This window comes from Aphanothece microscopica RSMan92 (genome assembly GCF_046613545.2).
GTDB lineage: Bacteria > Cyanobacteriota > Cyanobacteriia > PCC-6307 > Cyanobiaceae > NIES-981.
The window spans coordinates 1-759 of sequence record NZ_JBKKKY020000273.1; the positions used below are offsets into that span (position 1 = coordinate 1).

Genomic DNA, 759 nt, shown 5'->3' on the forward strand with positions numbered 1-759 from the left:
CAACGGAGATGGGTGCTCTGCAGGAGCGCATCGCGTCGACGGACCGCGGCTCCATTACTTCCGTACAGGCAGTGTATGTGCCCGCAGACGACCTTACCGACCCTGCACCAGCCAATACGTTCTCTCACCTTGACGCCACAACCGTGTTGAGCCGTCAAATCTCAGAACTCGGCATCTACCCCGCCGTAGACCCGTTGGATTCAACGTCGCGAATCCTTGATCCCCTGATCATTGGCCAGGAGCATTACGACACAGCCATGCGGGTGAAGAAGATTCTTCAGACCTACAAGGACCTCCAGGACATCATCTCGATTCTCGGCATGGACGAACTTTCCGACGACGACAAGACAACCGTCTATCGCGCGCGCAAAATTCAACGCTTTTTCTCTCAGCCGTTCCACGTTGCAGAGCAGTTCACAGGCTTTGCCGGTCGCTACGTTAAAATCAGTGATACCGTATCGGGCTTCAAAGCAATCCTCAATGGCGAGGTTGACCATGTACCCGAGGGCTTCTTTGCCTACAAGGGTACGCTCGATGAAGTGCTTGAAGCGTACAAGAAATCGCAGAATTAAGGCAGAATCACACCATGGCAACGGACCACGTTCTTAACGTCAGCATCGTTACTCCGCAGACGACGGCTTGGAATGGCTCGGCGCTGGCTATCGCAGTGCCTGGGTCCAAAAGTCCGTTTCAAGTTCTGTACAATCACGCCCCAATTATCTCTGCTCTCGACGTTGGCGTGATCAAGGTTTCTGAAAC

General features: G+C 53.8%; 1 protein-coding gene and 1 pseudogene. Both read left to right on the forward strand.

What is annotated here, in order from left to right:
- Positions 1 to 572: ATP synthase beta subunit C-terminal domain-containing protein (locus ACLD7X_RS17455; RefSeq protein ID WP_482763993.1), on the forward strand; the 572-nt coding region annotated here is incomplete at its 5' end.
- A 14-nt stretch (positions 573 to 586) separates the two neighbouring features.
- Positions 587 to 759 (forward strand): annotated as a pseudogene (locus ACLD7X_RS17460) (hypothetical protein); the annotation flags it as partial.